Annotated in this window: 20 protein-coding genes; 1 reads left to right on the top strand and 19 read right to left on the bottom strand. The window is 44.2% G+C overall.

What is annotated here, in order from left to right; genetic code table 11:
• Window positions 1-68: 68 nt before the first annotated feature.
• The 8 genes from V756_RS0112895 to rpsU all read right to left on the bottom strand — a co-directional run bounded on the left by V756_RS0112895 (window position 69) and on the right by rpsU (window position 6,117).
• Window positions 69-1,028, bottom strand: a complete 960-nt coding sequence (locus V756_RS0112895) for a PhoH family protein (protein ID WP_024715010.1) — start codon at window positions 1,026-1,028, stop codon at window positions 69-71.
• Window positions 1,025-2,221 carry a sporulation protein YqfD gene (gene yqfD, locus V756_RS0112890; protein WP_024715009.1) on the bottom strand — a complete coding sequence of 399 codons (1,197 nt, stop codon included), beginning with the start codon at window positions 2,219-2,221 and terminating at the stop codon, window positions 1,025-1,027. Before yqfD ends, V756_RS0112895 begins: the two co-directional genes overlap by 4 nt.
• A gap of 18 nt (window positions 2,222-2,239) precedes the next feature.
• The gene (yqfC, locus tag V756_RS0112885; protein WP_003237082.1) at window positions 2,240-2,521 is read right to left on the bottom strand and encodes a sporulation protein YqfC; all 282 of its coding nucleotides are present in this window, start codon (window positions 2,519-2,521) and stop codon (window positions 2,240-2,242) included.
• A 56-nt stretch (window positions 2,522-2,577) separates the two neighbouring features.
• Window positions 2,578-2,997: a YqfB family membrane protein gene (locus tag V756_RS0112880; RefSeq protein WP_024715008.1), complete on the bottom strand. Its 420-nt coding sequence runs from the start codon at window positions 2,995-2,997 to the stop codon at window positions 2,578-2,580.
• A gap of 24 nt (window positions 2,998-3,021) precedes the next feature.
• Window positions 3,022-4,017: a flotillin-like protein FloA gene (gene floA / locus V756_RS0112875; protein ID WP_024715007.1), complete on the bottom strand. Its 996-nt coding sequence runs from the start codon at window positions 4,015-4,017 to the stop codon at window positions 3,022-3,024.
• Between the two features lie 21 nt (window positions 4,018-4,038).
• The gene (locus tag V756_RS0112870; RefSeq protein ID WP_024715006.1) at window positions 4,039-5,352 is read right to left on the bottom strand and encodes an NfeD family protein; all 1,314 of its coding nucleotides are present in this window, start codon (window positions 5,350-5,352) and stop codon (window positions 4,039-4,041) included.
• Window positions 5,353-5,482: 130 nt separating this feature from the next.
• Window positions 5,483-5,929, bottom strand: a complete 447-nt coding sequence (locus V756_RS0112865) for a GatB/YqeY domain-containing protein (protein ID WP_003230022.1) — start codon at window positions 5,927-5,929, stop codon at window positions 5,483-5,485.
• Window positions 5,930-5,943: 14 nt separating this feature from the next.
• Window positions 5,944-6,117 carry a 30S ribosomal protein S21 gene (gene rpsU / locus V756_RS0112860; protein ID WP_003152957.1) on the bottom strand — a complete coding sequence of 58 codons (174 nt, stop codon included), beginning with the start codon at window positions 6,115-6,117 and terminating at the stop codon, window positions 5,944-5,946.
• 172 nt (window positions 6,118-6,289) lie between these two features.
• On the opposite strand from rpsU, the gene V756_RS0112855 reads away from it, so the two are divergent.
• Window positions 6,290-7,213, top strand: coding sequence for a Na/Pi symporter (locus tag V756_RS0112855; protein ID WP_024715005.1), 924 nt, complete (start codon window positions 6,290-6,292; stop codon window positions 7,211-7,213).
• Window positions 7,214-7,252: 39 nt separating this feature from the next.
• Here V756_RS0112855 and mtaB read toward each other — a convergent pair whose 3' ends face one another.
• The 11 genes from mtaB to spoIIP form a co-directional block, all read right to left on the bottom strand.
• Window positions 7,253-8,608, bottom strand: coding sequence for a tRNA (N(6)-L-threonylcarbamoyladenosine(37)-C(2))-methylthiotransferase MtaB (gene mtaB, locus V756_RS0112850; RefSeq protein ID WP_024715004.1), 1,356 nt, complete (start codon window positions 8,606-8,608; stop codon window positions 7,253-7,255).
• On the bottom strand, window positions 8,608-9,378 hold the full coding sequence (locus V756_RS0112845) for a 16S rRNA (uracil(1498)-N(3))-methyltransferase (protein WP_024715003.1): 771 nt from the start codon (window positions 9,376-9,378) through the stop codon (window positions 8,608-8,610). Before V756_RS0112845 ends, mtaB begins: the two co-directional genes overlap by 1 nt.
• A gap of 22 nt (window positions 9,379-9,400) precedes the next feature.
• Window positions 9,401-10,336, bottom strand: a complete 936-nt coding sequence (gene prmA, locus V756_RS0112840; protein WP_024715002.1) for a 50S ribosomal protein L11 methyltransferase — start codon at window positions 10,334-10,336, stop codon at window positions 9,401-9,403.
• 24 nt (window positions 10,337-10,360) lie between these two features.
• Entirely contained in the window at window positions 10,361-11,488 is a 1,128-nt protein-coding gene (gene dnaJ / locus V756_RS0112835; protein ID WP_024715001.1) for a molecular chaperone DnaJ, read from the bottom strand.
• A gap of 199 nt (window positions 11,489-11,687) precedes the next feature.
• Window positions 11,688-13,523 carry a molecular chaperone DnaK gene (gene dnaK, locus V756_RS0112830; RefSeq protein ID WP_024715000.1) on the bottom strand — a complete coding sequence of 612 codons (1,836 nt, stop codon included), beginning with the start codon at window positions 13,521-13,523 and terminating at the stop codon, window positions 11,688-11,690.
• 23 nt (window positions 13,524-13,546) lie between these two features.
• Window positions 13,547-14,110: a nucleotide exchange factor GrpE gene (grpE, locus tag V756_RS0112825; RefSeq protein ID WP_024714999.1), complete on the bottom strand. Its 564-nt coding sequence runs from the start codon at window positions 14,108-14,110 to the stop codon at window positions 13,547-13,549.
• Between the two features lie 68 nt (window positions 14,111-14,178).
• Entirely contained in the window at window positions 14,179-15,210 is a 1,032-nt protein-coding gene (gene hrcA, locus V756_RS0112820; protein ID WP_024714998.1) for a heat-inducible transcriptional repressor HrcA, read from the bottom strand.
• Between the two features lie 80 nt (window positions 15,211-15,290).
• Entirely contained in the window at window positions 15,291-16,430 is a 1,140-nt protein-coding gene (gene hemW, locus V756_RS0112815; protein WP_024714997.1) for a radical SAM family heme chaperone HemW, read from the bottom strand.
• A gap of 55 nt (window positions 16,431-16,485) precedes the next feature.
• The gene (gene lepA / locus V756_RS0112810) at window positions 16,486-18,321 is read right to left on the bottom strand and encodes a translation elongation factor 4 (protein ID WP_024714996.1); all 1,836 of its coding nucleotides are present in this window, start codon (window positions 18,319-18,321) and stop codon (window positions 16,486-16,488) included.
• Between the two features lie 133 nt (window positions 18,322-18,454).
• Window positions 18,455-18,793 carry a YqxA family protein gene (locus tag V756_RS0112805; RefSeq protein WP_024714995.1) on the bottom strand — a complete coding sequence of 113 codons (339 nt, stop codon included), beginning with the start codon at window positions 18,791-18,793 and terminating at the stop codon, window positions 18,455-18,457.
• Window positions 18,794-18,809: 16 nt separating this feature from the next.
• Window positions 18,810-20,015: a spore autolysin SpoIIP gene (gene spoIIP, locus V756_RS0112800; RefSeq protein WP_024714994.1), complete on the bottom strand. Its 1,206-nt coding sequence runs from the start codon at window positions 20,013-20,015 to the stop codon at window positions 18,810-18,812.
• Window positions 20,016-20,036: the final 21 nt, after the last annotated feature.

The raw sequence follows: 20,036 nt of genomic DNA, 5'->3' as shown, positions 1-20,036 counted from the left end.
TCTTGAAACATCAAGCCCATAAGCAATCATAAAAATGACCCGATAACGCGCGATCGGGTCATTAAGCATTAATTTTGCTTATCGTATGCTTCAATAATTTTCGCAACAAGCGGATGTCTGACCACGTCTGTCTGGTCTAACTCAATCATAGAAATGCCGTCTATTCCTTTCAGCATCTCCTTCGCTACTGCAAGTCCCGATTTGACGCCTTTCGGCAGATCAATTTGGCTAACGTCACCTGTAATGATCATTTTAGAGCCAAAACCCAGTCTCGTCAAAAACATTTTCATTTGAGCAGGCGTGGTATTCTGTGCTTCATCCAGTATAACATAAGCATCATCAAGCGTCCGTCCCCTCATATACGCAAGGGGAGCAATTTCAATGATGCCTCTTTCCATCAGACGTTCTGTATGATCTGCTCCAAGCACATCATGAAGGGCGTCATACAGCGGGCGCAAATAAGGATCTACTTTTTCTTTGAGATCACCTGGCAGAAAACCAAGGCTTTCACCGGCTTCCACGGCAGGTCTTGTTAAAATGATTTTTTTGATATGTCCGTTTTTTAACGCATGGACTGCTTTTACGACAGCCAGGTACGTTTTCCCGGTTCCCGCCGGGCCGATTCCGAATACAAGGTCATTCCGCTTCATAGCAGCCACGTATTCTCGCTGTCCCATCGTTTTTACACGGATTGATTTGCCTTTTGCGTTCTTTGTGATTTCTTCTTCATACATGCTTTCAAAGTATTCAAGTTCATTCTTCTTTGCCATTTTGATGGCGTAAATCACATCACGTTCAGAGATCTCTATCCCCTTGCGAATTAAAGCGAGGAGCGATCCCAGCAGCTTGTCTGCCATCTGAAACGATTCTTCATCGCCTGAAACATAAATCGTTTCGCCGCGCGTAATGATATTTACATTCAGATCTTTCTCCATCAATTTCAAAAAAGAATCTTGGTTCCCGAACAATGAAAGCGCCTCGTCCGGACTTTTCAGTTTTTGATTCATCGCAAGTAAATGTTCTGTCATTCTTCAGTCTCCCTGACAATAGGTGTGGTTTGAACGATATCTTCTATAACTTGGTAGAGAATAATCAACTTTACTTTACCATTCCTAACAGTCTGGTGCAAAACTTTTTCACTTTTCACCTCGCCGTTTTCGCCTATTTTATCCTCTACATCCTGTTTACCCATTTTAATGCCTTCTTGAACCGCTTCTTCTTTCGTATATTTTCGCAAAGCCTCTTCACTTTCTCTCGTTTGCTCTTTGATATAGGATACAGGGAGCTTAAATCCGAGAAAATTCAGCGAATGCTTTTCTTGTTCTGTTTTTGGGTGCTTTAATTCCTCTTTTTTAAACGTCATCCCCCAGATAGGGATTGCCCAAGAGCCAAAAGAAAGCTTGTGCTTTGTCCTTACTTTGCCCGTATAAACGTTAAATAATGTTTCAAGCGGGACGGTTACTTCGGATCTGTACCAGGTTTCTCCGTAAATGTCTGCTTTTGAGGCGACTTCCTGCTGATGATCTTCGCTGCCGATCAGCCCCGAAACAAGCAGCTGCCCCTTTTCCACATGATCGTGGATTTGTGCCATCGGCTGCCCTTTTTGGACAAACATTCTTGTAATGGTCGCTTTCTTTTTGGCGACAATATTGCGCGGACTGGCATACTTTTCTTTTTCGGGCTCATTTTTTTCCACGACTTTCATGTGAATGGTCGTCCCCTTCAGATCAACTCCGACCCAAGTGATATTGTCTATTCCATTGGTTAACGATTTTTGTATTTTTTCTGGCGACAGCATTAAAAACTGCAGACGCCCCTTTTTAACGCCGATTTCTTTAAGATGCTGCATCATTTGATGTTCCGTTTCAGGCTTAGCGCCTGTCACATCAATTTTCCACACCATATTGGAAAGCAAAAACAAAAGGATAAAAAACATCGCAAAACCGATCGAAAACCCTATATTCAGCTTTGATTTGAGCAAAAGGAAAGGGAATCCCTTCCGGTTAATAAATCGGGCTTTACATTTAAATTTTCTTCTCACCCGCCGAAAGGCATGTACATCCTGAAGCTGTATATATAACAATACGGCTTCTTTCTTTTTTTCGACATGAAAGACCGGAATTCCCTGTCTGATGCATTCATTTAGAAGCCGTTCAATTCCTCTTCCCGTCAATTCAAGCTGGACCTTACCCGAAAAAAAAGACAGCCATTTATTTTTCACAACATTTCCCCCTCGGCTTTATGACTCAACATATCGAACGACATCAATCGTACCCTCCAAAAGAATTTCTTCGGGTAGAATCGCCTTGATGACAAAGTTTTTTCCTGATATGATGCACTGGCCCTGCTTCAGCATCAGCCTCACTTCATTCTCACTAAAAAGCAAAAGGCCTCTGTGGTTTTCTATGTAGATATGAAGTCTGCCAACCATTGTAATCCGCGGCAGATCCATCATAACGTCCGGGGGAATTTCCAATGCTCTTGTCAGCCAAGCTTTCACTCGATTCTTTCTTTGCCCCATACAAAAAGAACCCCCTTTCATCTCATATGTATGATTTGAAAGGAGGTTCTAACACTTTAATTTTTGCGGGCCGAGCGCAATGTATGGTGAGGTTTTTTTGCCCTTGGAGGTCCAAATACCTCTCCTAAGACGATCCCCTGCACCACGGTGTCTTTATTCACCTGGAGCATTTTTTGTTTTGTGTATACTGCTTTTTGTTTAGCGGCAGTAAGGTCACGTTCCAGCCCTTTCAGGTTTCTTTCTGTTTCTCTGCGTCTTTCTTCGGCTTCTCGGCTTACCTGTTCCATGCGGTTAGGAATAGGTATAGGAGCTTCTTCTGTTGACTGCTTCTTTGGAGGAGAAGCCGTTTTCACCTGCTGAGGCTTATTTCTGTTTTGGCTGTGCTTCTTTTCTTCTTTGCTTTTTTTTCCAAAAATCGCAGAAATAATTCCGATAATCGCTGCAATGATAAGCGGATTGGTCAGTATATCTTCCATCAGCGTTCTCCCTTCTTAGAGAGATTATGATTTGCGGTCTTCATCAGACGAATCTTTCGTCAGCTTGCCGAATGAATCACGCATTTCTGTGTCAGCATCGATGTTTTTGATATTCATGTAATCCATGACGCCAATATTTCCTTCACGCAAAGCTTCCGCCATCGCAAGCGGCACTTCCGCTTCGGCCTCTACCACTTTCGCGCGCATTTCTTCTACGCGGGCGCGCATTTCCTGTTCTTGGGCAACAGCCATCGCACGGCGTTCTTCCGCTTTTGCCTGCGCGATGTTTTTATCAGCCTCGGCCTGATCAGTTTGTAAAATCGCACCGATATTTTTACCGATGTCAACATCAGCAATATCAATCGAGAGAATTTCAAATGCCGTTCCTGAGTCCAATCCTTTTCCAAGTACCGTCTGAGAAATCATGTCGGGGTTTTCAAGCACTTTTTTGTGATTTTCGGATGAACCGATTGTGGAGACGATCCCTTCACCGACACGGGCAACAATAGTTTCTTCCCCCGCTCCCCCGACGAGACGTTCGATATTCGCTCTTACTGTGATTCTCGCTTTCGCTTTCACTTCAATCCCGTCCATCGCCACACCGGCAATGAACGGTGTTTCAATGACCTTAGGATTAACGCTCATTTGAACAGCTTCCAATACATCCCGGCCGGCAAGATCAATGGCGGCACAGCGTTCAAATGTGAGTTCAATGTTCGCACGCTGGGCGGCGATAAGCGCATTGACAACTCTGTCAACATTACCTCCAGCCAGATAGTGACTTTCAAGCTGGTTTGTTCCAACATTAAGTCCCGCTTTATGCGCTTTAATCAGCGGGTTAACAACCCGATTCGGTATGACTCGGCGAAGCCTCATTCCCACTAGAGTGAAAATGCTGATTTTTACTCCTGCCGCTAAAGCTGAAATCCAAAGCATCACAGGCACAAATGTAAAAAATACAGCCAAGACAATGATCGCGACTGCGACAATCGCAAAAATCATAAGTGTTGACGGATCCATATAACTTCTCCTCGTTTCTATTTAAATTTCTCTCACAACTATGCGTGAGCCTTCTACCTTAATCACTTTTACTTTCTTATCTTTTTCAGTAAATGATCCCTCTGAAACTACGTCAAGACGTTCATCATCAATAATGACGGTGCCGGCAGGACGCAGCGGTGTAAAGGTGACACCTACTTTACCCATTAGGTCCGTGCGTGTTTGATTTGATACGTAACCGCTTTCCGTATTTGTAGAATCATTTAATATCAATTTCTTAAAGAATTTCATACGCTTTCCCAACACCCTTGTCAGTAAAATAAAAGCTGTAATCGAAACAGCTGAGGCGATCAAGAGAGAAACCGCCATGACAGTGAAGCTCCCCGCGGCTAAAAACAGGCTCGCAATAATCGCTCCCAAACCAAGCAATCCAATGATTCCTCCGGGAAGGAAAATCTCAAGCAGGATGAGGATCACCCCTGCTATAAAGAGGAGAACCGTCTCGTATCCGGCAAGACCTGCTGCGAGATGCCCGTAAAAAAACAGCAGCAAAGCGATGAATCCAACCGTTCCAGGAATGCCGACGCCCGGGGAAAAGAGCTCTACCGTCAGACCTAAAAAAGCGATGGTCAGCAAAATAGGAACAATAATCGGGTTTGTCAGCCATCTCGCTGTCTTTTCTGCAAAGCTTTCCTTTGCATAGCTGATATGCGCTTTTTCAAACCCAAGCTTCTTTACGAGCGCAGATAAATTGTCAGCAGTGCCTTCTGAATAGCCTACATCAATCGCCTTATCAGCGTTAAGTGTCAGCAGATCTCCCTTCGGTGCGCCGACTTCCTTGGCATCTATAGTCGGGTCAGCCATTGCGAGCGCATATTTTGGATCGCGGTTATTTTTCACTGCTGCATCTTCCATTTCTGCCAGCCAAAGTGATTCAGCTTTTTGGTCAGCGGCGTTGCCTTTGCCGTCAATAATCGCGGCCGCTCCCATTTTTCCGCCGGGCGCCATATAAATGTGATCAGCTTGCAGGGCGATATATGCACCAGCTGACAACGCGCGTTTGTTTACATACGCAGTTACTGGGATCTCGCTTTCAGTTATCGTATCCGCGATATCAATAGCTGATTTGACCAAGCCTCCCGGCGTATTGATATCAAGAATAATATGATCTGCATGCTCTTTCTTTGCATCTTGTAACGAACGGGACAAAAATGAGACAAGGCCCTGTTCGACATTTTTTTCAACCGGGATCACATAAACCGTTTGTTTTTCTGCTTTTGCATTCAGCTGTACGCCTAATAAAGATAATAAAAATATGCTCAACAGAGCAGCACGGAATCCTTTGATGTGAAGCAAGGGCGGTGTATCCCTCCTTCCTTTTAAAATCATTGCCTTCTCTTCATACGTAACAAATGTATCAAAGGTTTCATTTTTTTATGTATAAAAAAAGACATCTCTCTTAGAAAGATGTCCTTTTCTTTGCCATTTAAGACAGTTGACTGCTCACAAGCTTATTAATTAAACTTCCGTCAGCTTTACCTTTTACTTTAGGCATAATTGCCCCCATCACTTTGCCCATGTCCGCTTTTGAGCTCGCACCGACCTCCGCGATGGTTTCATTTACGATTGTACGCAGCTCTTCTTCTGACAGCTGCTCAGGTAAATAAACTTCTAAAATGTCCAGCTCTTTTTGAACTTTATCTACTAAATCTAAACGATTAGCGTTTGAAAATTCCTGGAGGGAGTCTTTACGTTGCTTAAGTTCACGAGAAAGGACAGTGAGTTCCTCATCCTCGGTCAAACTGTCTTTCTTAAGCTTAATTGCTTCATTTTGAAGTGAAGCCTTAACCATTCGAACGACAGTCAGTTTGTCTTTCTCACGGTTTTTCATATACAGCTTCATATCCTGGTTGAGACGCTCAAGAAGACTCATAAATCCACCCTCTTTTAGAATTTGCGTTTTCTAGCAGCTTCAGACTTTTTCTTGCGCTTTACGCTAGGTTTTTCATAAAATTCACGCTTTCTTGCTTCTTGCAAAGTACCTGTCTTTGATACACTGCGTTTGAAGCGACGAAGAGCATCTTCAAGCGATTCGTTTTTTCTAACGACCGTTTTTGACATTCTCTTTCCCTCCCTCCGAATACACCAATCGACTACCTTTAAGTTACACATATAAACATGTACTTTGACATTATAATATAAGCCATGAGTCAGGTCAACTAAGTGAGTTCACTTTTCCGTCATGAGTGTGACTGCCTGTCTATATAATGATGGAAAGGGGTTGGTGAATTAAATGTTAATTCTGATCAGTTTTACTGCTCTTATATTATTCTTTCTCGCTGGCATGAACTTGCTTCGAAAAGGCTTAATTTCCATGGCTTACTCAAAAATTGAAGACCGTTTGCTTTTGTTTACGGACCATCCGTTAAAAGCGTTTCTTGTCAGCATTATATTTACGGGAATTCTTCAAAGCAGTTCAGCCTTTATGGTCATTGTCATCGGCTTTGTAAGTGCGGGCGTCCTTTCTTTTAAACGGACGATACCGATGATTTTGGGAACTAACGTCGGGTCTACTTTTACTACTGAATTTATTGCCATCAAAATGGATGTTCTGATTTGGATTCTTTTGATAGGCGGGGCATTGTTTTTTTTGACGGGCAGATATCCTTTCAAACAGCTGGGAACAAGCTTTCTCGGTCTCGGCATCATCTTTTTTTGCATCAGCGGATTCAGCCATCTTGCAGGGCCGCTGACAAAGCTGAAAACGGGAGCAGAGGTTCTATACCACGTGAACGATTCAAACTGGTCCGCTTTGCTCATCGGTATGGTGTTAACGGCCATCATTCACTCAAGCTCTGTTTGTATCGGCATTTTGATGAGCTTTATGAATGAAGGCATGATCGGATTGACACAGGCGATGAGCGTTGTACTCGGGTCAAATATCGGGACATGCGTGACAGCTGTCATGGCAGCTGTATCCGGCGGATATGCGGCGAAGCAGACAGCGTATGCCCATGTGGTATTCAACGTACTGGGGGTAGCTATTGTATTACCTTTTCTGACGGCAGCCACAGGTTTTGTAGAACAGCTGTCAGCTGATCCCGCACAAAGGATCGCGCATTTCAGCCTTTTATTTAATGTGGTGACAGCCTTTTTATTTCTTCCGCTTACAAACTTGTTTTACCGCTTCATTCACTTCCTTATCCCAGCTAAATAAAAAACCGGTACATGTCATGTAAATGCACCGGTTTTTAGGTTAAGAAGACAAACGCATATGTTCCGTTATTTCGTCCTCAACAACACGGACAAATTGGCCTTCATTGTAAGGATAGCCTGCTTTTAGAATTTTGACTTTCACGATTTTGCCGATCATATCTTCCGTTCCTTTGAAAACAACCTTCATATAGTTGTCTGTGTAACCGACAAACATGTTCTCTTCTTCTGTTTCCTTAAACGCTTCTTCAGGAATGATTTCAAGCACTTCATTTTCATACTGAGATGCGTATTCCTTCGCAAGCTGGTCAGAAAGAGCAATCAGGCGATGCACACGTTCATTTTTGACGTTTTCATCCACTTGATCTTCCATTCGCGCAGCCGGCGTTCCTGTACGTTTGCTGTAAGGGAAAACATGCAGTTCAGAGAATTGATGTTCTTTAATAAAGTTATAGGTTTCCATAAATTCCTCTTCTGTTTCGCCAGGGAACCCTACAATGACATCAGAAGTAACAGCTAAGCCCGGCAGTGCTTTTTTCAGTTTGTTTAAACGGTCAGCAAAAAACTCCATCGTATATTTACGTCTCATCCGTTTAAGCACTGTGTTAGATCCCGATTGGATAGGAATATGCAAATGGTTCACAATCTTATCTGAGCGGTCTAAAACCTCGATCACTTCGTCTGTGATTTGGCTGGCTTCGATTGAAGAAATTCTGATCCGTTTCACGCCTTCAACACGTGTGTCTAATTCGCTCAAAAGCTTAGCGAAGTTGTAATCTTTCATATCTTCGCCGTAGCCGCCTGTATGAATACCAGTCAAAACAATTTCTTTATATCCGGCATCGACAAGCTGCTGCGCTTGTTTAATGACTTCTTCAGGGTCGCGTGAGCGGAGTAGGCCGCGCGCCCACGGAATGATACAGAATGTGCAGAAATTATTGCAGCCTTCCTGTATTTTCAATGACGCTCTTGTCCGGTCCGTGAATGCAGGTACATCGAGCTCCTCATACACTCTTGCTTTCATGATATTGCCGACGCCGTTAATCGGCTGGCGTTCTTCACGGTATTGATCGATATAGCCGAGCATTTTTTCCCGGTCCTGCGTTCCGACTACAATATCGACACCAGGGATCGCCATAATCTCAGCAGGCGAGGTTTGCGCATAGCAGCCTGTGACACAGATGACACCGTCAGGATTTTGACGAATGGCGCGTCTGATCACTTGGCGGCTTTTTTTATCTCCCGTGTTTGTTACCGTACATGTATTAATGACATATACATCAGCGGTTTGTTCAAAATCTCTTCTTTCATAGCCCGCTTCTTTGAAAAGCTGCCAGATTGCTTCTGTTTCATAGTGGTTGACTTTACAGCCAAGCGTATGGAAAGCAACAGTTGCCATTATTGATCACCTCTTAATAACTCTGTTTGATAAGAAATCGCACTCAACGCGTATAGCGGAGCGGTTTCTGTCCTTAAAATTCTCGGTCCGAGGCCGCTCAGCACACCGTTTTTCTCTGTGAGCCGTTCAGCCTCCGCTTCTGTTAAACCGCCTTCGGGACCAAATACGATCAAAAGAGATGATCCTTTCGGAAGGCTGCTTATAGCCGCACTGAATGCGCTTATTTCCCCTTGCTTTGATGACTCCTCGTATGCAACGACACATTTATCGAAGTCCTGCATCCTTTGAAGAAGCTGCTGAAAAGAAAGGACATCCATTACTTCCGGCACTTCGTTACGGTAAGATTGTTCAGCCGCTTCCTTCGCAATCTTCGTCCATCTTTCCCGCTTTTTCTTTGCCTTTTTGTCATCCAGCTTGACAACAGAACGGGTGGCTTGAAAAGGAATAAAGGCATAAGCTCCGAGCTCAGTCCCCTTTTGGATAATCCATTCAAGCTTATCTCCTTTCGGGAGGCCGCTCGCAATATAAACCTTTATCGGAAGCTCTCTGTTTTCATTCGTCCATTCTACCACAAGGCAGGACACATTATCTTTGGAAACAGATTGAAGTTCACATTTTGCCTCGAAGCCGTCCTGAGAGCAGCAGATAATCTGATCTCCCTCATTCATTCTCATCACGTTCACGATATGATGAACATCTTCACCGGTAATCGAAAAAGCCGGCGCTTCCTCCATTTGCAGCTTCGTGAGCTCGATAAAATATCGTTGCATACGCTGTGACACCTACTAACTGTTATTTTTTCGCAATAATGCTGACCCAATCTTCCATTGAAAGGATTTCTACAATGGTGAAGCCAGCTTGTTCAAGTGCTTCTTTTACTTCTTGTTTTTTATGACCGATGATTCCTGACGTAATAAAGTGGCCGCCTTTTTTTAACAGACTGAACGCTTGTGAAGTAAAGCGAAGAATGACTTCAGCCAAAATGTTGGCAACGATCACATCGTGTTCCCCTTCAATTCCGTCTAACAAATTGTTTTGCTTTACTTGAGCAATATCGCTCACTTTGTTCAGCTTGAGATTGAGGCGTGCACTTTCTACAGCCACGGGATCAAGATCGTAGGCGTGAACCGATTCAGCCTCAAGCATTGCAGCCGCAATACTTAAAATTCCGGAACCTGTACCGACATCAATCACCTTATCACCTTTTTGCACAAAGCGTTCAAGCGCCTGAATGCAGAGTACGGTTGTCGGGTGTGTGCCTGTGCCGAATGCCATTCCCGGATCCATTTCAATAATCAGTTCATCAGTATTGACCGGCGTATATTCCTCCCACGTCGGCACAATTGTAAACTTTTCAGAAATTTTCACAGGATGATAATACTTTTTCCAGGCAGTCGCCCACTCTTCTTCGTTCACTTCAGAAATCGTGATGTGATTTCTGCCCAAATCAATATTGTAAAGAAGCAGATTATTAATCGTTTCTTTAATGCCATCCACCGTTTCGCCAAGAAAACTGTTAACCGGCAGATATGCTTTGACAATGACACCCTCATCTGGATAATCATTGGGGTCGAGCTGGTAGATTTCCCCGTACACATTCTCACGTTCTTTAATTAAATCAAGCGGGTCCTCTATCACAACCCCACTTGCACCAGCTTCATGCAATATATTTGAGATAGGTTCGACCGCTTCATGTGTTGTGTGAATGCTTAATTCGGACCATTTCAAAACTACCAACTCCTCATCCAATAATTAATCGCCTTTAAACGCGCGTTTTACCTTGTCAAAGAAACTCATTTCCTGTTCGTCAGGCAGGTTTCCGCTGACCTCAGCGAATTCGCGTATAATGTCTTTTTGTTTATCTGTCAGGTTTGTCGGCGTGACGACACGGACCACAATATGCTGGTCACCCTGTCCATAGCCTCTGACATTTTGAACACCTTTGCCTCTTAATCTAAATTTTGTTCCTGTTTGTGTGCCTGCTGGAATTTTCAATTTCACTTTTCCATGCAGCGTCGGAACTTCCACTTCATCTCCAAGAGCTGCCTGAACAAACGTTAACGGCATTTCACAGTAAATATCATCGCCGTCACGCTCGAAGAACTCATGGGCACGCACATGGAACACGACAAATAAATCCCCGGCAGGGCCGCCGTTTACTCCTGGTTCACCCTGACCCGCGAGACGAAGCTGCTGCCCGTCATCTACACCGGCTGGAATGGTCACGTTGATTTTTTTGCGTTTTTTGATTTTTCCTTTGCCGCCGCAATCCGCACACTTGTCTTTAATGATTTTGCCTGTACCTTCACAGTGGTGGCAGACCCGTCTGTTCACAACTTTTCCAAACGGCGTATTTTGCTCCACGTTTAGCTGGCCGGAACCTCCGCAGTGGGAGCACGTTTCAGGGGTTGTGCCAGGTTTCGCACCTGAGCCTTTACATGTATCGCACGTTTCCTCGCGCGGAATTTCGATGGTTGTTTCCTTACCGAAAGCGGCATCCTCAAACGACAAAGTCATCGTATACTGCAAATCGGCGCCTTGGCGCGGGGCGTTTGGATCTCTTCGTCTTGTGCCTCCGCCGAAAATACTTGAGAAAATATCATCGAAACCAAAACCGCCGAAATCGCCGCCGCCAAAACCTCCGCCGCCGAATCCCTGATTAGGATCAGTGTGCCCAAATTGGTCGTAATGCGCACGTTTTTGGTCGTCTGACAGCGTTTCGTACGCTTCTTTTACCTCTTTAAATTTTTCATCTGATCCCGCTTCTTTGTTAATATCAGGATGATACTTTTTTGACAGCTTCCGATAAGCTTTTTTAATTTCATCCTTTGAAGCGCTCTTACTTACTCCCAGCACTTCATAGTAATCACGCTTACTCATCTCGCTTCACTCTCCCGAATTTCTCACATAAATTAGATTGTATCATTTTGAATTATGATTTTTCAATTCCTTTTATCCCGGGCAAGAAAAAAAGTCAAAGCCAAGAGATGCCTGACTTTGACTTTCTAATCATTGAATCAGATTATGAAATGTGTTCTTTTCGGTCAGCCCCGGAAGCGGGACTGACTCTGAGAAGAACTTATTTTTTGTTTTGGTCGTCGTTAACTTCTTCGTATTCAGCGTCGACAACGTTGTCATCAGCTTTGCCTTCAGCGTCCGCTCCGCCTTGTGCTTGCTGTGCTTTAGCAGCTTCTTCATAAAGCTTCATAGAAAGTTCTTGAACGATTGTTTGAAGCTCATCTTTTTTCGCTTTGATTTCTTCAAATTCGTTTTTCTCAATCGCTGCTTTTAAAGCGTCTTTGGCATCGTTGGCTTTTTTCACTTGTTCTTCGTCCACTTTGCCTTCAAGATCTTTTAATGTTTTCTCAGTTTGGAAAACAAGCTGATCTGCTTCGTTGCGGACTTCGATTTCTTCTTTTTTCTTCGCATCAGCGTCAGCATTTTCTTCCGCTTCTTTTACCATGCGTTCGATCTCATCATCTGAAAGACCTGAAGAAGATTTAATTGTAATGTTTTGTTCTTTTCCTGTGCCTAAATCTTTTGCTCTTACGTTTACGATACCGTTTTTGTCAATATCGAAAGAAACTTCGATTTGAGGCACGCCGCGCGGTGCTGGCGGGATATCAGTAAGCTGGAAGCGGCCAAGTGTTTTGTTGTCGGCAGACATTGGGCGCTCACCTTGAAGAACATGGATATCAACAGCTGTTTGGTTATCAGCAGCAGTTGAGAACACTTGTGATTTGCTTGTTGGGATCGTCGTGTTGCGGTCGATCAGTTTTGTGAACACGCCGCCCATCGTTTCGATACCAAGAGAAAGCGGTGTAACGTCAAGGAGAACTACGTCTTTTACGTCACCAGTGATAACGCCGCCCTGAATCGCAGCACCAAGCGCTACAACTTCATCTGGGTTTACGCCTTTATGCGCTTCTTTTCCAGTTTCTTTTTTGATTGCTTCTTGTACAGCAGGGATACGAGTTGATCCGCCGACAAGGATGACTTTGTCGATTTCGCTTGCAGAAAGTCCTGCATCTTGAAGCGCTTGACGGACTGGACCCATTGTGCGCTCTACTAAATGAGAAGAAAGCTCTTCGAATTTAGCACGAGTTAATGTAAGTTCAAGGTGAAGCGGTCCTGCTTCTCCAGCTGTGATGAACGGTAAAGATATTTGCGTAGAAGATACGCCGGAAAGATCTTTTTTCGCTTTTTCAGCTGCGTCTTTCAAACGCTGCAGCGCCATTTTGTCTTTTGACAGATCAATGCCGTTTTCTTTTTTGAATTCAGACACAAGGTGATCGATGATCACTTGGTCAAAGTCGTCCCCGCCCAAACGGTTATCACCGGCAGTTGAACGAACTTCGAATACACCGTCGCCAAGCTCTAGGATTGAAACGTCGAATGTACCGCCGCCAAGGTCGTATACGAGGATCGTTTGATCTTCATCTGTTTTATCAAGCCCGTAAGCAAGCGCTGCTGCAGTCGGTTCGTTGATGATACGTTCTACTTCAAGACCTGCAATTTTACCAGCGTCTTTTGTCGCTTGACGCTCAGCATCGTTAAAATATGCAGGAACTGTGATAACTGCTTTTGATACTGTTTCGCCAAGATAGCTTTCAGCGTATGATTTAAGGTGTTGAAGGATGATAGCAGACACTTCTTGAGGAGTGTAATCTTTTCCTTCAATTTCAACTTTATAATCAGTACCCATATGGCGTTTAACTGACATGATTGTGTTTGGGTTTGTGATAGATTGGCGTTTAGCCACTTCCCCTACTTGGCGTTCGCCGTTTTTAAATGCAACAACTGATGGTGTTGTGCGGTTTCCTTCAGCATTGGCAATAACTTTAGGCTCTCCGCCTTCAAGCACTGCCACACATGAGTTTGTTGTTCCTAAGTCGATTCCGATAACTTTACTCACTTGAATAACCTCCTGCTATGTAATTATTGATTCACTTTGACCATGGAAGGGCGAATGACGCGATCCTTCAGCTTGTAGCCTTTTTGCATTTCTTCAACAACAATGTTGGAGCCGTAGTTTTCATCTTCAGCCTGCATAACGGCTTGGTGAAGATTAGGATCAAATTCCTGCCCTACAGCTTCGATGGCTTCCACGCCTTCTTTTTTCAAGGCTTCTACGAGCTGACGGTGGACCATTTCCATTCCCTGGAGCAAACTTTTCGTCTGTTCATTGTCGGCTTCAACTTGAAGCGCTCTTTCAAAGCTGTCCAAAGCCGGCAGCAAATCAGCCACGATATTTTGAGAACGGTATTTTTGGGACGCTTCCATCTCTAAGCGGCTGCGTCGTTTATAGTTTTCAAAGTCTGCTTGAACACGCAAAAGTTTGTTTTCTTTTTCCTCAAGCAAACCTTGCAATTCGTTAATTTGGTTTTGAAGAAGTTCGCTTTCATTTGTTTCTTCCTGCTGATCTTCAGCAACAGCTTGTTCTTCAATGACTTCTTGCTCTTCTGTTTCATTTTGTTCAACGGTTTGTTTTTCTTCTGACATTGTGTTCACCTCCCTCAAAGTGTAGAGAGAAGGGCGCGGGCCCTTCGATAAAATTTGCCAAAATTCCCTTACTCATCATACAAATTTGTTAATGCTTTTGACAAGTCTGAAGTCACATGCTGAAGCAGGCTGACAACCCTGGAATAATTCATGCGGGTCGGGCCGATGATTGCAATTGAGCCGATCTGTTTCTGATCAACAGTATATGAAGCCGTAATCAGACTGCAGTTTTCCATCTCTTCATAGTCGTTTTCTTTTCCGATTTTAATCGAGATTCCCGCGTGCGGGGATTGAACGAGCTTTAGTACATCCTGTTCTTTTTCGATTAATGAGAGCAGCGACCGAACTCTGGTGATATCATGAAACTCCGGCTGGTTCAGCATGTTGATTTTCCCGCCGAAAAACAACTTTTCGACGTGACTTGTGGAATGAAAGGTTGAACGCAGCGCGTCAAGAATATTGTCATAGTTTTTAATGTGCTGTCTTAGGTACAAGACGACTTCTTTAAATATGCGCTCATTCAGTTCATCCATTGGAACACCGGTTAAACGGTCGTTCAATATATTAACCAGTTTTTCAATATCAGACAGATCCATTTTGGCTGGGAAATTAATCGTTTTGTTTTCCACATGCCCCGTATTGGTAACGAGAATCGCTACCGCCATATCGGGCTGAATCGGTATGATTTGAATCTGTTTAAGGTAATTCTCACTCAGCTTCGGTCCAAGGACGATGGATGTATAATTCGTCAGATCGGACAATATTTGCGCTGATTTTTGAACTGTCTTCTCCAGCTCGAAAATTTTCTCTTTGAAGATCGAGTGGATTTGGTCCAGATCGCTTTTTGTCAGTTTGACGGGTGACAGCAAATGGTCAACATAGTACCGGTACCCTTTTTCTGACGGAACGCGCCCTGAGGATGAATGGGTTTTTTCAATGAAGCCCAGTTCCTCCAAGTCAGCCATCTCGTTTCTTATTGTTGCAGAGCTAAATGTGATTTCATCTTTTTTCGAAAGAGTTCTTGATCCTACAGGCTGCGCCGATTTAATAAAATCGTTGATTATAACCTGAAGGATCAGCAGCTGACGATTTGTTAACATCATCATCACCTCTGTTAGCACTCTCGATAAGTGAGTGCTAATTCTATAACAAAAGTATCAAACCACAAGAAAAATGTCAATTATAACTCACCCAAAAAAGCGCCAAAAACTTCATTACCTAATAATTTCCCCTGATGAGTCAAACAAACGGCAGACTCGGAGTTGTGAATCAGCCCTTTTTCAGCGAGGTCTTTTAATATGCTTGGAAAAAGTTCATTCAGTGAACGGCCGTATTTTAGTGCAAATCGTTTTTTGCTGACACCGGCTGTTTTTCTCAAACCTAAAAACATTTCTTCTTCGATTTGTTCTTCTGTTGTCACTTCATGTGTATCTCTGTACGGAAAGCCTTTTTCAGCTATCAGATCAATGTAATGTTTGACAGGTCCGACGTTTACTGTCCGTGTGCCGCTGATATATCCGTGAGCCCCTGCTCCGAAGCCGAAATATTCCTCGTTGCTCCAATACGTCAAATTGTGCTTTGATTCCATACCTGCCTTGGCAAAGTTGCTGATTTCATATTGATGAATGTTGTGAGCTTCCATGCGGCTCATCACCATTTCATACATTTCGGCTTCCTGCTCTTGCGGCGGCAGATGGAGCCTGCCTTTTTGCATCAGATTATAAAATACTGTTTTCGGTTCGACAATGAGGGAGTATATGGAATAATGCTCGGCATCCAGCGATAAAGCAGTGTTTAAGGAATGATCCAAATGCTTGAGGGTTTGTCCCGGAAGACCGAACATTAAATCAAGACTGATATTGTCAAACCCGATTTCCCGCGCTCTTTCAAATGAGGCAAATACATCCTTTTGTTTGTGCACTCGGCCGATTTTTTCTAACAGATCGTCTTCGAACGTTTGGACACCGAAGCTAAGGCGATTGACGCCTGCTTCTTTTAAAATGTTTAATTTCCCAGCGGATAAGTCGTCCGGATTCGCTTCAACCGCAAATTCCGATAAAGCGCTTGAAGGCTTCAGCACTCGGATGATCATGTCCATCAGCTTTTTGAGCTGTTCCTCAGACAGAGAGGTTGGCGTGCCTCCTCCGATAAAGATCGTTTTGAGGTCAGGCTGCCCTGTTTTCGATACGGTATTTATCATTTCCTGTTCGAGCGCATTTAAATACTCGTCAACAGGCTGGCTTTGAATAAAATATTTATTGAAATCGCAGTAGTGGCAAATATGCTCACAGAATGGGATATGGATATAAGCTGATTTCAACGAATGCACCTTCTTTACAGAAAGAAGCCGCAGTACAAGACTGCGGCGGCTTCTATTATTTTTTCGGACTGTCGTCCATTTTCAGGACTGCCATAAATGCTTCTTGCGGCACTTCAACTGAGCCGACCTGCTTCATTCGGCGCTTTCCTTCTTTTTGTTTTTCAAGAAGTTTCCGTTTACGCGAGATGTCCCCTCCGTAACATTTAGCCAATACGTTTTTACGCATTGCTTTTATGGTAGAGCGGGCCACGATTTTCTGACCGATCGCCGCTTGAATCGGTACTTCAAAGTGCTGACGCGGAATAAGCTCTTTCAGCTTCTCAACGATCACTTTTCCTCGTTCATACGCGTAATCCCGGTGCACGATAAAGGATAGAGCATCGATTTTTTCTCCGTTCAGCATAATGTCCATTTTGACAAGCTGAGACGGTTTGTAGCCGATCAGTTCATAGTCAAAGGACGCGTAGCCTTTTGTGCTTGATTTAAGCTGGTCAAAAAACTCATACACGATCTCCGCCAACGGCATATCATAGACAATGCTGACACGGTTTGCGTCTAAATATTGCATATCAATGAAGTTGCCGCGTTTGCCCTGGCAAAGCTCCATTACAGCGCCGACGTAATCATTCGGCACCATCATCGTCGCTTTTACGTACGGCTCCTCAATCCGTTCGATCTTTTGAGGGTCAGGCATGTTGGACGGGTTGTCGACAACGGCCTTTTCGCCGTCTGTCATATACACGTCATAAATAACGCTTGGCGCTGTCGTAATCAGGTCGATGTTGAACTCACGCTCAATCCGCTCCTGAATAATCTCCATGTGGAGCATACCTAAAAATCCGCAGCGAAAGCCGAACCCAAGCGCCTGTGACGTTTCCGCTTCATATTGAAGAGCAGAATCATTCAGCTCAAGTTTCTCAAGGGCTTCCCTTAAATCATTATATTTTGCTGTATCAATTGGATACAAGCCGCAGTACACCATCGGGTTGAGCTTGCGGTATCCCGGCAGCGCTTCGTCTGCAGGATTGGCAGCGCCCGTGATCGTATCGCCGACTCGGGTGTCACCGACATTTTTGATTGAGGCAGTCAGGAAGCCTACATCACCGACCGTCAGTTCATTTGTCGGAGTCGCTTTCGGCGTGAATACCCCGACCTCTGTTACTTCGAATTCTTTGCCGGTTGCCATCATTTTGATTTTTTGCCCCGGCTTTACCGTTCCTTCAACGACTCTGATATACGCCACGACACCGCGATAGGCATCATAAAGCGAGTCGAAAATCAGCGCTTTGAGCGGCGCCTCCGGATCTCCGGTCGGAGCGGGCACCTTTTCTACGATTTGTTCTAAAATCTCCTCGATCCCAATACCGGCTTTTGCTGAAGCAAGCACGGCTTCTGATGCGTCAAGGCCGATAACGTCTTCTACCTCCTGGCGCACGCGTTCCGGTTCGGCACTCGGGAGATCGATTTTGTTAATGACCGGCAGAATTTCAAGGTCATTGTCAAGCGCTAAGTAAACGTTGGCAAGCGTCTGCGCTTCAATTCCCTGTGCCGCGTCCACGACAAGAATCGCTCCTTCGCAGGCAGCAAGGCTTCGGGATACTTCATACGTGAAGTCGACATGTCCCGGCGTGTCGATCAGGTGAAAAATATATTCCTCTCCGTCTTTTGCTTTATATGTAAGCTGAACAGAGTTTAATTTAATGGTTATGCCCCGCTCACGTTCAAGATCCATAGAATCGAGCAATTGTTCTTTCATTTCTCGTTGAGTGATTGCCGACGTTTTTTCTAAAATACGATCCGCTAAGGTCGATTTTCCGTGGTCAATATGGGCAATGATAGAGAAATTTCGTATTCTCGACTGCCTCTCTAAACGCTTTTCTTTATCTGTCACAATCTATCACTCCTACTATTAAACGCAAAATACACTAGCTTAGATTATATCAATAGGATTGTAAAGATTCAATGTAAAACAAGAAAGAGAAAAGTTCCCCGTCAATCTTGGGCTGCTTTTCTCTTTTACGCACCTATTGATTCAAATCCCGTATCCATTCATACATCGACTGGGCTGTGCTGGTTACAGAGTCAGAAAGCGCTTTTCCGGCTTTAGAGAACACATTGAACGTTTCCACCTGTTCCAGCTCTTTTTGTTTTTCTTCTACATTTTTTGCCGTGACTGTTTCTCCTAAAATCGAGGCTTCTTTTTCATTATTTTTTCCGTCTGTAAGCGTAAACGCTCCCTTAAGTGAAGGGTCATGATAGCCTTTCATACTGAGCATCCCGTTATTTGCCTGCTGCATGCCGAGCAGGACGCCGAAAAACATAATCGTGACAATCAGCAGGCATTTGCCAAAGTAAGCAATCAAATCAACCACCTATTTCTTATTGTTTTTTCGTCTCGCCGTTGTCCGCGTTGACCTTTTCAGCATCCCAGTACATTTCGCTGAACACGTCTGCAGCCGCGTCAGCCGCACGCTGAAGTTCTTCGAGATTATTATCTACTCCGCCAAATTCGAGCAAAAGCGCTCTGTCGGTTAAATCCTGATTGTAAACACCATTATCGCCTGATGAGCCTTTTGAAAAGACACCTGTGCTGAGACCGGGGTATTTTTTCTCCATCAGCTTATGAAGCTCGCTCGCAATTTTATAGTTTTCCTCGAAATTTTGGCTTTTTTTGCCGACGACAAAGGCTACCCGGGCATAGCTTTTCCCCTTAATCGTTGTTGTCGTATCTTTCTTTCGCCGTGAATCTCTGTGGATATCAATGATATATTGCAGATTTTTGTTTGAGGCGAGCGCATCTTTGACGACCGGCCTTGATTCATCGTAGGATCTCGCATAGTTTAAGCCTTTTTTGTTCAATTTTCCCTGTATATCGGATTTGTTCACTGTGGCTCCGATGCCTTGGGATTCAAGCGCTTTTCCGAACATATCTCCTACGAGCGTGACGTTGGCTTTAGAGTGGCGCGCCATATCAGGGTCAGTCTCGCCTTTTAATAAAGGGAGATATGATTCCGTATTGTGTGTGTGATAGACAAAAACAACCTTTTTATCACCGGTTGTTTGTTTCGGCGGATCTTTTTTCGCATAGTCTGATTGTGTTTGCTGCTTTTTAATCTCTGCCACATTCGCTTCCCTTTCTTCTTCCATCACTTTAGACGGCGGTGGAGATTCTGCAGGCATATTCGTATAGTCCGTGCCACGTCCAGCTAACAGAATCTCGGTATCAAACTGCGCAAATCCCGGCAGCTCCCGGCCGAGAAAGCTCCGCGGATCTTCGAGGTTAATGCTTGTCGCGAGCTTCAGCGAAAGGCGCGAAAGATGAAATGAGCTGTCAGTTTGAGAAAGATCAGAAGCGAAATAATGGTTTTCCATCCGCAGCAAGTGTGCAAACACGTCACCCGGCAATTCTTCAGCAATCCCGTAAAAAGAGTCGGACGACGGCCTGAGTTCCGGCCGGAGAGACGTCAGCACACCGGATAGAACAAAAATCACGATAAGGCTTGCGACAAACAGAAAGATGGCTTTTACAGCTTTCCCGCCATTTATCGTAACAACAATTTGTCTGTTTCTGCGTTTGTTTCTCATTGAATCCCTCCAGCGCTTGTC

Origin of the sequence: Bacillus tequilensis KCTC 13622 (genome assembly GCF_000507145.1) — a bacterium.
Lineage (GTDB): Bacteria > Bacillota > Bacilli > Bacillales > Bacillaceae > Bacillus > Bacillus tequilensis.
This window is presented reverse-complemented; position numbering and strand designations above follow the sequence as displayed.